We start from the raw sequence: 12908 nt of genomic DNA, 5'->3' as shown, positions 1-12908 counted from the left end.
AGCTTAATACTGCCAACCTAAGCTAAAGCCAGTTACCCAGTCTTTATCACTAAAGTTATCCGGCTGCGCGAGCGGATATCCTGCAAATAAGTCATAGCTTGTGCGTAGTGGCGTCACATAACCTTTGACCCCGACCACACCGCCAATCAGATGATGACCTAGTAGCAAGTCATCTTGCTCACTATTATCGAGCTTGACGTATCCTGCATCGACGCCTACATAAATTGCGTGCGGTCTATCACCGATATAAGCGCTGAGCTCTTGTCTAAGCAGTGCGCCATGATCACCGCTAAGACTACGATCACCATCGAAGCCGCGTACTGTGTAGCGCCCGCCAATGATTAAGCGCTCATTGGGTACGAGTGCTTCGGTGGCATATTGACCCCTAAAGGTCGCGCGGTAATTGAGCGCTTGGTCAGCGACGCTTAGCGGACGGCTCATATCGATGTTGGTCTTGATAATACCGGCGCGCGCACTACCTTCATTAAAGAGGGCTTCTGGCGGAGTAATCGCATTAAAAGCACCGGTGCCACGCTGATAGAGGATGTCACCTAACCACTGCGTCTTTCCAATAACCGTCTCATAGCCGACACCGACTCTATAGCCTGCCGTACGGCGGCGCTGTACTTCAACCTCAGTATCATCAATAAAGTTGCTTTGCTGTCTGGCAAAGCCGCCTGCTTTAAGGAAAGTCTTACTATGATTGTCACGATGGACGAGTTGTGAGACTAATAGATCAGTGTTATAGGACTCACCGCTATAGACGTAATCTTGATTGATACCGGCAATGGTTTGATCATAGTTATAACCGCTATGGGTTAGCGTGATTAGAGTATTATCTATAGGTAGGACATAACCGACGTTATAGCCGTCGCTACCATCGCTATCCTCATTACCACCATCGAGATCACGGTTATAGGACACATACAGTAGATCATTATTCCAGGTCGGATTATCCAGCGACAAGGTTACGTTAGCTTGATAAACTCCCGTACTATCTTGCCCTGAGTCATCGACGCTCGCTGATAGACGAAAGCGGCGATCCTGCTGCCATTTCACTCGAATATCACTGTAGCCGGGGGTACTCATACGGCTGCTTGGAATAATAGAGAAATCCGCATCAGCGGTTGGTACGCGTTTGAAGTTCTCAAGCGCTTGCTCGATATCACGTACATTCAACAGATCACCTGATTGCATCGGCATGGCAGGAGCAAAGTTGGCAGGGTTGCCCGTATTGTCAATATAAATAGGACGACTGGCCTTAATATCGATAGGCGCTATCTGATCGATACGACCAGGAATAAGGGTTAAAAATAAGTTGCCCGTTTTAAGATTTTGATTCTCAACTAAGACGCGAGTGGTGACATAACCTTTTTCAATGATACGGTTCTGCACGTTAGTAACCAGCCCATTGATATCGTTAACCGATAGACAACGACCGAGCATCGACTCAGAACCTGTAGTAAACGGGCGCAAAGCAAAGTTGAACTGATCGCTAAGCTCGCCAGTGAGATAGATGTTGTTGATGTCAAAGCATGGAGTTGATGCAGGATCAGTATCTGGACTAGCAGAGGATGGCGTAACTTGAAATTCAGTGGTGTCAATGTTGACGTTGGGTCTAGTCAGCTGTTGTTGTTTTAAGGCCTCGGTGCGCTGTTGTTGAAATTGATCAGGGGTAATCGTATTAACGCCAATGGCAGTGGGCAGAATATCCTCTGCGGTAGCTGATTGGCACATTATGATAAATAGTGCAGCTATGCTAATTGGTAAAAGTCGATGAGTAAAACGGGGTTGATTAGCACTAGCAAGATATGTATACATAAGTTCACCATAAATATAGTCAACGAAGTATGATATCAACAAGTGTTCAAAGCAAGCCTTATTTATAGTTATTTTAAGCCTATATTATTGTTTTATATACCTAATACATTTCATATTTGTAGAATACGACGATTACTTAATCATACTTCATACCTCAATTGATACTTATTATTTTACTACACAAATACTCTATATTATTTTTGAAGTGAATAAAATATATCAAAAGCCAGACACAAAAAAACCCCAAACAATCTAATGTTTGAGGCGAAACTTGCTTAAACTTAAGAGTTTAAATTCGTTTTAAATATGGCGCAGCGGACGGGACTCGAACCCGCGACCCCCGGCGTGACAGGCCGGTATTCTAACCAACTGAACTACCGCTGCTAAGGTCGTACTAGCTTTTGTCTGATTAAAGACCCACTTGCTAATAAGTGGTGGGTGATGACGGATTCGAACCGCCGACATTCTGCGTGTAAGGCAGACGCTCTACCAACTGAGCTAATCACCCTGAGCGCCGTTAAAAAATTGCACTGCAATTTTAGGCGCGCAAGAGAAATTCTTTAAATAGAATTTCTAAAACATCTCTGCTTTCTCAATTCTATTCGAAATTCTCTACTAAGAATCTCTAAAAGTCATAACGTCTAAAGTTGTCACCCTCTAAACTTGCCTTTAACAACTTAGAACCAATTAAAGCCCCTTGCTGTGGGTGTGTATTATATAGATTTACACTTGGCTGTCAAACACTATTTCAACATTTATGACGTATTTTTGCCTATTTTATTGCCTATAACTATAAGCATCTGTTTTTGTTGATTTTATAATTTTCCAAAATATAAAATTCTTTCGTATAGGCTGCATTCTTCTGTATAGCTTCTGTATAGAGGATTACTTCGCAGCGAGCGCTTGTTCTATATCCGCTTTAATAGCATCAGGTTTAGTCGTTGGTGCATACCGATCAATCACTTGTCCATCACGACCAATCAAAAACTTAGTAAAATTCCATTTTATGCCATCAGTCAATAGGCCACCCTTTTGATCCTTTAGCCAATTGAAAATAGGATCGGCATCTTTTCCATTGACATCGACTTTGCCCATCATTGGGAAACTGACACCATAGTTTTTTTGACAAAATGCGCCAATTTCATTGTTACTACCAGGGTCTTGACTGCCGAACTGATTGCACGGGAAACCAATCACTGTTAGTCCCTGATCTTTGTACTGCTGGTATAGCGTCTCTAACCCTTCAAACTGCGGGGTAAAGCCACATTTGCTAGCGGTATTGACCACCAATAACACTTGCCCTTCGTAACCAGCGAAAGACTGCGTGGTGCCCTCCATAGTTTCAGCGCTAAAATCGTAAATATTACTCATTATATATCCTTAATTTTCATTAAATTTTTGCGTACGTGAGACTTAGTAGTAGTCATGGCCAATAAAAATAAGGGCGCTAGTATTAGCTCCCCTACTAAATATCAATAAATTGCTAAACCGTAGCCGCTAATACAAGCGTATCAGTGCTCGTTTTTGTCCAAGTCAATAGATACGGAGTTAATGCAGTAGCGCATACCTGTGGTCTCACGCGGCCCATCAGGGAAGACATGACCCAAATGTGCCCCGCAGTTGCTACAAGTGACCTCAGTACGACGCATACCTAGCGAGTCATCGACATGCTCATCAATCGCGGCATTGTCGACACTTTGATCGAAGCTTGGCCAGCCGCAACCTGCATCAAACTTATTATCTGAGTTGAATAAGCTAGCACCGCAGCCTTTGCAGCGATAAACCCCTTTATCATCGATATCATTATAGACGCCAGTAAAAGGGCGCTCAGTGCCCTTCTCTCGCATCACATGATACTCATCACTCGTTAAACGCTGCTTCCAATCGGCTTCCGTTAACTGCGCGATTTCGTCTTTGTTAAGTTGCTTGTCTTGCATGAGTTATCCTTATATTATCGTTTACCTAAGAGCTTAATATTTGAAAGCTTGTTATCTAAAAAGCTTAACTTGTCTAAGATATGGTAGTTATGGTCTGTGTTACAAGATGAGATCAGTTATTTTTACCAAACTTAAACGCAATTAATATTTATTTTTTGGGAATTATAATCGAGTTGTATCAGCAGAAAATCACTATTCAATAGCCCAAAACAACAGTGACGCTTTGTGTAAGTTAGGTTATAGCCTCCGTTATCATAAAGCTTTACTTTAGCGAGGTTTTCAATACAATTCTTAATAGGATAAATGCAAGTAAATCTTGCAATTTTATTATAATAAACCGCTTGCATACTTATTGGAAATGCAATAATATCTTGCATTATGTGCTGAATGAAGTTTAGGTATTTATATCGGCTTTAGATATAGAGTGAGCTACTGAGCTTGTTTTTGGACTAAAAATTATAATAAGTTAGTTATACAATAAGAAATCAGAGTATGTCCTAAATCTAAGTATGTCTTAAAAATAAAGTACGCAGTATGTTCTATTCAGTCTTTAGATCAATGGTTTAAAAAGGGTGAGATGATAATGAAAGACAGTCAAGATAAGTCAGCCCAAGCTGAGCGTTTGGTAGCACTGCGCCGTGCTAAGGGCTTAACAGCAGCGCAGTTAGCCAAAGCAATGACAGACGCTGGCGCTAAAGTGAGCCGCGGTGCTATCTCTAACTGGGAGCGTGGCACTAACGGTATCGTATCATCGAAGCTGCCTACCTTGGCTCGACTATTAGGCTGTAGTGAAGGCTATCTACTACGTGGCGATATCAACGATAACCCTGATAATCTCTATAACTCGCATGCTGACATTAGTAACGATAACGATCAATCAGCGACCAATGTAACCTTAGCGGTTCCTACTGATACTCAACCACAAGATCAGTCTCAATCTGAGCAAACAACCAATAATAATGTTAAAAATTCACAGTATAAAGCTATGGAAGGTAAAACTATGAGCATTCTCAAAAAATCCGATAAACTACAGAACGTTTGCTATGACATTCGTGGTCCACTACTCAAAGCGGCCAATCAGATGGAGGCAGACGGTCAACGTATCCTTAAATTAAACATTGGCAATCCTGCGCCGTTCGGCTTTACAGCGCCGCATGAGATCATACGAGATGTGGCAATGAACCTGACGGAAGCCATTGGCTATTCAGACTCACAGGGTATCTTTTCAGCGCGCAAAGCGGTATTACAATACTATCAAGCTAAAGGGTTTTTATCGGCGGTTGACGTTCGTGATATCTATTTAGGCAATGGGGTGTCTGAGCTTATCGTGATGACAATGCAGGCATTGATGAGCGATGGTGATGAAGTGTTGATTCCTAAGCCTGATTATCCGCTATGGACAGCAGCGGCTAACCTTGCGGGCGGCAAAGCGGTACATTATCGCTGTAACGAAGAGGATAACTGGCAGCCTGATATCGAAGATATCAAATCTAAGATCACTAGCAAAACTAAGGGCATCGTTATTATTAACCCTAACAACCCTACTGGTGCCTTGTATACTGACGAAGTACTCAAACAGCTCGTTGAGGTCGCAGTAGAGCATGATTTAGTAATCATGGCTGATGAGATTTATGATCGCGTTCTTTATGATGATGCGACGCATACCCCTATGTGTACTTTGACCGATCAAGCGCTAGTTTTATCCTACAGTGGGCTGTCAAAATCGCATCGTATCGCAGGTTTCCGTGCCGGATGGATGATGGTTTCTGGTCAGAAAAGCCATGCTACCGACTTTATTGAAGGCTTAGATATGTTAGCCTCTATGCGTCTATGCTCAAACGTACCAGGCCAATATGCTATTCAAACAGCGATGGGCGGCTATCAAAGCATGAAAGAGCTGACCTCTCCTAAAGGACGCTTGACTAAACAGCGTGATCTAACGACCTCTCGCCTAAATGCTATTCCAGGTATCTCTTGTACTAAGCCTCAAGGTGCATTTTACTGCTTCCCTAAAATGGACCCTGCCATTTATCCTATCGAAGATGATATGCAATTTATGATGGATTTATTGGTCGACGAAAAAGTATTAATGGTACAAGGTACGGGCTTTAATTGGGATACGCCTGATCATTTCCGTGTAGTATTCATGCCGAATTTAGATGAGCTTGAGAATGCTATGGATCGCTTAGATCGCTTCTTCGCCAAAAAACGTAAGCAGTATGGTACGGACAAAGTGGTCAATGATCAGGCGAAAGACTCTAAAACTTCTAAACCTGAAACCGCAGATGCTTAAAGCTTGATGGCTACTTGATAGGCATGTTATATGGATTAAAAAAAACGCTTAGCGATACATTATCGCTAAGCGTTTTTTTATTCGGCACTATTTTATTAATGGACAACGATACTAAAACTGACCTAAAAAATCTGCATTAAAATCACAAAGCTAAGTGCTGACATGATAGCTGCCGCCGGTAAAGTGATAACCCACGCTAAGCCAATAGGTTTCATTAATGCCCAATTGGTATCTCTGTTGACGATACCGATACCTAAAACAGCACCTACTAAGGTGTGCGTGCTCGATACGGGTAAGCCCATAGTGGATGCGCCCATGACCACAGCAGCCGCAGCGAGCTCCGCTGAAAATCCAGAAGCAGGATGCATTTTAGCCAAATTAGTACCAACGGTTTGGATGACTTCTTTACCGATGAACCAAAGACCGACGATAAGCGCGACACCAAAGGTTAGCATGACCGCAGGAGGTACAGCTGCTTCTGATGCAATACTATTGGTACGGATGACATCCATAATCGCCGCAAAAGGCCCAACTGCATTGGCAATGTCGTTAGAGCCATGACTAAAGGCAAACGCCGACGCGGTGAATACCTGCATCCAGCTAAACATAATAAAGGTCGCTTTGGTCAGATCCTCTTTGTGCTTACCACGAATACTCTTGGTATAAACAAAAGTCGCCAGCCATACCATCGCAGCGACCATACCCATGATTAAAAAGCCCTGCAAAGTCGTCATATTATTATTGACGTTTTTGAGACCTTTGAATATCACCAATGAGGACATAACTGCCCCGCCTGCAGCAGCAATGATAGGTACCCATTGCTTAATGGCTTTTAAGGTATCTAAATTACTACGCTCATTCTCAATCTTATAGAGGCTCTTATAATAGTCAGTCTCTAAATCTTCAACGACACAATCATCGTCTTTATAGATTTCTTGGTCACGAAGCATAGCTGAGGTATAAGCCAATTGCTCAGACTCTGTCATAGCCTCCAAAAATACTTTGTGCTCTTGCTTTAGAGCCTTTTTATTATCTTTTAAAGTGACAAGATAAGCCTCTGTTCTATCATTATACTCAATGATATTTTTCTTAATTTGACTATATAACAGATAAGAGATTAAGCCGCCAAGCAGTGGCGATAGCACCCAAGAGATAGCAATAGTGCCGATAGTGCCCCAATTCACTGTTGAGAGCGCCATTTCGGTACCCCCTAAAGTGATACCTAGCACAATAGAGCTACCGACTACCCCGCCGATGATGGCATGAGTCGTTGAGACTGGTAAACCCTTACGAGTTGCAAATAGTAGCCAAAACGCAGCAGCGATTAAAGCTGAGAGCATGACATATATGAACTGATTGGGGCTTACGGCCAAACCGTCCAAATCAACAATACCGCTACGGATGGTATCGGTTACTTCACCGCCTGCTAGTACCGCTCCAGACACCTCAAATATCGCAGCTATTCCCAATGCTTGGGGGATCGTTAAGGTCCCAGCGCCCACTGAGGTACCAAAAGAGTTGGCGACGTCATTACCACCAATATTGAATGCCATAAAGACACCAAAAGCAGTAGCAGCAAGAAACAATGAGGTCTGCTGATGCATGGTGTAGTCAAGGCCCCACCATAAAAAATAGCCCGTCATACCAATTAACAGTATGGCAAAGAATATATTGATTCTCATGGAGCCGACATCTTTGGTTGATGCGTTAGAACTGCTACTATTACCCATAGATTAACACGCCTTGCGTAAGCTGTATGATGGCTCTACGATTGATGCCGTTACTTGCTATTTATACGATGACTTTAATAGATACAAAACATAAATAGCAGCGTAACGTAATGATATTTGAGATAAAAAAGTGAAGTATAATGCAGACCATCTTAACTATGCCCAAGCAAAAACTTCGGGCATATTATAAAGCTTATTGCCGTAATAATGTTTTATTTAAGACTTCACTAGGATTATTTTTCTATAAAGTGATTTTTTACAAAAATAGGGCCTGTCTGAACCTTCGACCCTATTATGTTTATTTTAAGACCGTTGTCAAAGTAATTGTATGACCCAGCAAACGCGCCTTAATAAAAACCTTAAGCTTTTATCATCGCTTCAAGCTGCTTGATGGCGTGATCCAACACTTGCAAACGCGCACTACGCTTATCGTTAGTTGCAATAATGCACCAAGGCGCAGCTTCAGTGTCAGTACGTGCCAGCATATCAGCTGCCGCTTGCACGTAGTTGCTCCAGTTATCACGATTGCGCCAATCATCATCGGTGAGCTTAAACTGCTTGTGCGGCGTGTCGGCGCGAGCCTCAAAGCGCTTTAATTGCTCCTCCTTATCAATCGCCAGCCAGTATTTAATCACCAGCGTTCCTGCATCGGCCAAGTCAGCCTCAAAGCGATTGATCTCATCATAAGCACGCTGCCACTCATGCGGCTTGGCAAACGCTTCAATACGTTCAACCAGTACCCGCCCATACCAAGTACGATCAAAGATGGCGATACGGCTAATGCGATCCGTTTGTTCATTCGGCAGGCGCGTCCAAAATCGCCATAAATAAGGATGCTGTAGCTCATAAAGCATCGGCGCACCGATGTTATAGATCTGATATTCACGCGGATCGAGTGGCGCGACCATGCGCTTGATAGCGCCGCCTTTGCCTGCTGCATCCATACCTTCAAACGCGAACACTACATGGCGACCCTCTCTAGCGCGTATGAGCTTGGCAAATTTGGCTTGTTTATCTGCTAACTGCTCACGGTAGTCTGACTTATCCAAATCAGGGTCTTTTATCTTAGTCAATGGCTTGGGAATATCAGCAGCTCTAAACTTATCATTAGCGCTACTAGATTCAGCTGGCTCGTCAGGCGTAGAATCAGGAACATGACTACTTGCTAACGCGTTTTGCATCGCGTGCAATACCTCATGACAAAAGCTAGTAGTGGCTTGATCTTTATCGCTACCATCTATGATGATCCAATCGCCCTGCTCACGCAGTAAAGCGGTGGCTACCCTATTGAATTGCTCAACTATCTCAGTATCACTCCAGTCAATCTGATATAAAAACTGCGGATCCACCTCGTCGTCCGTTAAGCGCTCTTTTAAGGTTTCGGCATCGATATGAAACCAGCATTTTAATACCTTGGTTTGATTAACCGCCAAGTCGCGCTCAAAAGCGTCGAGCTGATTCAGCTGTTGCTGTAGATAGTTTTGCCACTCAGTGATAGGTAGCGCTGGTAAATCAGCTGAGCTTTCGCTCTTTTTATCCTCACTCTCACTTATCATGCGCATGATGTTATATAGCAGATCGGCATACCAGTTACCAAAATACACCATCACATCGCCGTGGCGCGGCATAGCTTGCGTATGTGCTTGCCAAATAGGTTGATGAGCTAAGGGTGGATAGCCTATAGTGGCCTCGACTTTTAAGAGTCGCGGATCGACCCACTGGCGCAATTGCTTGACCGCACGACCTTTGCCTGCCTGCTCCATACCATTGACTAATACTAATAACCCTGTGGGCTTATTGGTTGATGACGGTGTTTGCTGGCGAGTGGCACGCAGCGCAAATTGAGCGGTGACTAGCGCTAATCTTAGCTCATCTTTATCTAAGGAGAACTCACTCAAGGGATTGGGTGTCAGTCTCTCATTGACGACTTGTGAGTCAATCTGAGCATTACTTCCTGAAACTATTTGCTTGGATTTATTCTTCGGCATAGTTAGACTCTTTATAATAGTTAGGCATTTGTATACGTGCGCACTCATTGGTATAAGTAGGCAGTTATAGGCTCAACTTGCTTTTAGGCTTCAAGCCTAATAATAGCATCCACCTTATCCTTATAAAATTGAGCTGTGTAACAGTTTGGCATTTGTATTAACCGCGCTTTTCTTTTACTGTTACGGATAGGCATAAGCCATAATAAACGCTTATACCTGTTTTTGGGCTTATACTTGCTGTTAGCTAGTTAATTACTTATTCTTATCGCTAATAATTTATTGTCGTTTGTCATTTACGTTTTATAGCTTAGTGTTTTACAGTTGAATGATTTGAGGGTTTAACGGTTTAAAATTATATAGGATTGGCTGTCATGACTGCTTTTTTGGAGTTGCAACAACACTTAAAGCGTTACTGGGCATTGCCTTATCATGATGATCCCAAGCTGAATACGGTACTCAACGAAGTACAAGCGTGGCAGCGTATACGTATTCAGCGTACGCATAGCGAATTATTTGCGCAGCCTAACCATCAGCTGATGGCAAACTATTTTTTGACTCAATTATATGGTGGTAAAGAGTTTAAATTACTTGCCATTCAACTAGCGCGTGTTTTACCCAAAGCCAAAAAGCTTGAGAGCTTAATAAAAGAGTCAGCGCTGACCACAGGTAGCATGGCGATTGAAGCGGCTGTTTTGGCGGTTGAGCTGGATTTGCATTTGGCCCAGTGGCTTATTGCTCATGATCTACTGGCTAATGAGCACAACATTATGCTCGCTTATAGTACGCTTGATGAGTCCGATGCGCGTCGCAACCAGATTAATAATCTAAAAGAGGTCTGCTACCGTACCGATAAATACTTAAATTCGTTCTTTTTGCATAAAGCCTTTCAGCTCGCTAAGAGTACGGTTTATAGACTTAATTATCAGCTGCTCTACGACTTTGTCGAGGCAGGATTTTCTGCTATGAAACCACTGGATAGCGTTAGTAGTTTTATTGACCCATTTTGCGCGCGCGAGATGATGATTATTGATAGAATACAGCAGGATAAAGACGGCAAGATTGACCCATTTACTGTATTATAGACGGTTTCATTTTAAAGTTTTTTACATTCAATAAAAGCAATAGGATTATCGATTATGGCCGCTCTAACAGAACTACAACGTCACTTAACGCATTATTGGGCACTGCCTTATCATGAAGATCAAGCGCTTAATGATAAGCTCAATGAAGTACAGGCTTGGCAGCGTGCCCGTATCCAAACCACGCATCGTGAACTGTTTGAACAGCCAAAAAACAAGCCTATGGCTGATTATTTTATTACTCAGCTGTACGGCGGTGATGATTTCAAACTATTGGCCAAGCAGCTAGAGCGTATCTTGCCCAAAGCCAAAAAGCTTGAGCGTTTGGCTAAAGAGTCTGCCTTGGAGACGGGCAGCTTGGCTATTCAGGCGGCTATATTAGCCATTGAGTTGGATATGCACTTAGCACAGTGGCTAATCGCTAATGATTTATCAGTGAATGAGGATAATATGCTCGCCGCTTATCGCGGAGTTGATGAAGCAGGTGAGCGCCGTACTCAGATAAACAATCTAAAAGACGTCTGCTATCGTACTGATAAGTATTTAAATTCATTCGTGCTGCGTAAAGCGTTTGGATTAGCCAAGAGCACAGCCTATCGCCATAATTATCAGCCTTTATATGACTTTATGGATGCTGGTTTTGCGGCAATGAAACCCCTTAAGAGTGTTGGCAGCTTTATTGATCCGTTTTGCAAGCGTGAACTTGAGATCATTGATCAGGTTCATGCCACTGATAATAACGGCAAGATAGCAGCGTTTGAAGTATGATAGCCTCACCCTAAAAGAAAACTCTATTTGACCAAAACCAGCTGTGTATTGCGGCTGGTTTTGGCTAAAAACCTATACTTTAAAACCCATACTCTATATTACCCATTCTTTATATTATAAGTGAAGAGATACCTTTATGAGCGACCCTATCAATACGAACCATACAGATACTAGCACTACTTCTCAAAGTCAGATCCAAGACAAACTTATTAAAGATAGCATCGCTCATCAGCAGCACATCAGTGCGCAAGCCCAAGCGCGTCAAAGTCCTTTGCCGACAGCCGATAGCTTTACTCAAGTTGCAGACTTGCCCGTTGGTGCGCCTCAAGGTCAACAAACCACGATGCCTGACAGTGAAAACAGTAATAATAAAAAGGCACCAAGCAGTAATAATGGCGCACCTATTGCTAATAAGGCCGCTACCCAGCAAACCCTCTTCAATCAGCGTGATGATATTAACAATCCACATACTGCTGACACTGATGGCGCTGAACAAACTCATTTTGGCTACAAAACCGTTAATAAAGCGGAAAAGCAAGCTCGCGTCGCTGATGTGTTCACCTCAGTTGCCAAAAAATACGATATTATGAATGACTTGATGTCATTTGGTATTCACCGCTTATGGAAGCGCTATGCCATTAGCTTATCAGGCGTTCGTGCAGGTCAGCACGTCTTAGATATCGCTGGTGGTACGGGTGATTTGGCTAAAGTATTCAGCCGTGAGGTCGGTCGTAATGGTCATGTAGTGTTGTCTGATATTAATGCGGCGATGTTAGAAGTGGGTCGCGAGCGCTTGATTAATGCAGGCTGCAATAACGTCGACTTTGTACTGGCTAATGCTGAAACGCTTGCGCCTTTTGAGGATGAAAGCTTCGATTTAGTCACCATCAGCTTTGGTCTGCGCAACGTCACCGACAAAGACGCTGCCTTAAAATCTATGTATCGTGTCCTCAAGCCAGGCGGTCGTTTATTGATTTTGGAATTCTCAAAGCCTATTTTTGAGCCTTTATCTAAAGCCTATGATCTATACTCATTTACCGCGCTGCCGATAATGGGCAAAATCATCGCCAATGATTCTGAGAGTTATCAGTACTTGGCGGAGTCTATCCGTATGCATCCTGATCAGCAGACACTTAAGCAAATGATGGAACAGGCTGGGTTTGATAATTGTGATTATCATAATTTAACCGCAGGTATTGTAGCGGTGCATCGCGGCTTTAAGGCTTAATAGCTTTGTAATATAAAAGCCTTACAAGCTAAAAGCGTGAGGGTTTGATAATTAGAAAACGTAA

General features: G+C 42.9%; 9 protein-coding genes and 2 tRNA genes. 4 read left to right on the top strand and 7 right to left on the bottom strand.

Features of this window, described 5'->3' with window-relative positions:
- Positions 1–3 precede the first annotated feature (3 nt).
- From ACR63T_RS04100 to msrB, 5 genes are all read right to left on the bottom strand, one after another.
- On the bottom strand, positions 4–1821 hold the full coding sequence (locus tag ACR63T_RS04100; protein ID WP_472784851.1) for a ShlB/FhaC/HecB family hemolysin secretion/activation protein: 1818 nt from the start codon (positions 1819–1821) through the stop codon (positions 4–6).
- 307 nt (positions 1822–2128) lie between these two features.
- A tRNA-Asp gene (locus ACR63T_RS04095) sits at positions 2129–2205 on the bottom strand.
- Positions 2206–2253: 48 nt separating this feature from the next.
- Positions 2254–2329, bottom strand: a tRNA-Val gene (locus ACR63T_RS04090).
- A 377-nt stretch (positions 2330–2706) separates the two neighbouring features.
- A complete protein-coding gene (locus ACR63T_RS04085; RefSeq protein ID WP_305899808.1) occupies positions 2707–3192 on the bottom strand; it encodes a glutathione peroxidase in 486 nt (161 codons plus the stop codon).
- Positions 3193–3332: 140 nt separating this feature from the next.
- Positions 3333–3758, bottom strand: coding sequence for a peptide-methionine (R)-S-oxide reductase MsrB (msrB, locus tag ACR63T_RS04080; RefSeq protein WP_472784850.1), 426 nt, complete (start codon positions 3756–3758; stop codon positions 3333–3335).
- Positions 3759–4341: 583 nt separating this feature from the next.
- Here msrB and ACR63T_RS04075 point away from each other — a divergent pair.
- Positions 4342–6051 carry an aminotransferase class I/II-fold pyridoxal phosphate-dependent enzyme gene (locus ACR63T_RS04075; RefSeq protein ID WP_472784849.1) on the top strand — a complete coding sequence of 570 codons (1710 nt, stop codon included), beginning with the start codon at positions 4342–4344 and terminating at the stop codon, positions 6049–6051.
- 122 nt (positions 6052–6173) lie between these two features.
- On the opposite strand, the gene ACR63T_RS04070 is transcribed toward ACR63T_RS04075, so the two are convergent.
- A complete protein-coding gene (locus ACR63T_RS04070) occupies positions 6174–7781 on the bottom strand; it encodes an inorganic phosphate transporter (protein ID WP_472784848.1) in 1608 nt (535 codons plus the stop codon).
- 359 nt (positions 7782–8140) lie between these two features.
- A complete protein-coding gene (locus ACR63T_RS04065; RefSeq protein ID WP_472784847.1) occupies positions 8141–9769 on the bottom strand; it encodes an ATPase in 1629 nt (542 codons plus the stop codon).
- Positions 9770–10140: 371 nt separating this feature from the next.
- Here ACR63T_RS04065 and ACR63T_RS04060 point away from each other — a divergent pair, with 371 nt between their 5' ends.
- The 3 genes from ACR63T_RS04060 (at position 10141) to ubiE (ending at position 12844) form a co-directional block, all read left to right on the top strand.
- Entirely contained in the window at positions 10141–10851 is a 711-nt protein-coding gene (locus tag ACR63T_RS04060; protein ID WP_472784846.1) for an FFLEELY motif protein, read from the top strand.
- Positions 10852–10905: 54 nt separating this feature from the next.
- Positions 10906–11616, top strand: a complete 711-nt coding sequence (locus tag ACR63T_RS04055; RefSeq protein WP_472784845.1) for an FFLEELY motif protein — start codon at positions 10906–10908, stop codon at positions 11614–11616.
- Between the two features lie 343 nt (positions 11617–11959).
- The gene (gene ubiE, locus ACR63T_RS04050; protein ID WP_472785228.1) at positions 11960–12844 is read left to right on the top strand and encodes a bifunctional demethylmenaquinone methyltransferase/2-methoxy-6-polyprenyl-1,4-benzoquinol methylase UbiE; all 885 of its coding nucleotides are present in this window, start codon (positions 11960–11962) and stop codon (positions 12842–12844) included.
- Positions 12845–12908: the final 64 nt, after the last annotated feature.

This window comes from Psychrobacter sp. M17(2026) (assembly GCF_055699815.1).
This window is presented reverse-complemented; position numbering and strand designations above follow the sequence as displayed.